Below are 271 nucleotides of genomic sequence, written 5' to 3'. Positions count from 1 at the left end.
TCGCCAAGCAGCTTGCGGTAGGAGGCCATCTCCGAAATGCGCGCTTTGACCAGGTAATCGAAATCACCGGACACCAGATGGCACTCCAGTACATGGGGTAGCTTGAGCACCGCGCGGCGGAATTCCTCGAAAATGTCGCCGGACTTGTACGCCAAGCTGATCTCGACGAACACCAGCAGACCGGCCTTCAGATGCTGCGGATTCAGCCGCGCCGAATAGCCCATGATGATGCCCTCGCGCTCAAGGCGCCGGACCCGCTCGGTGCAGGGCG

General features: G+C 61.3%; 1 protein-coding gene. It reads right to left on the bottom strand.

All coding sequences use genetic code 11. The features are described from left to right. The coding region (locus JS521_RS37695) for an Lrp/AsnC ligand binding domain-containing protein (RefSeq protein WP_205087055.1) at nt 1–271 on the bottom strand (271 nt) is incomplete at both ends.

This window comes from Streptomyces durocortorensis, assembly GCF_016901035.1.
Taxonomy (GTDB): Bacteria; Actinomycetota; Actinomycetes; order Streptomycetales; family Streptomycetaceae; genus Streptomyces; species Streptomyces durocortorensis.
This window is presented reverse-complemented; position numbering and strand designations above follow the sequence as displayed.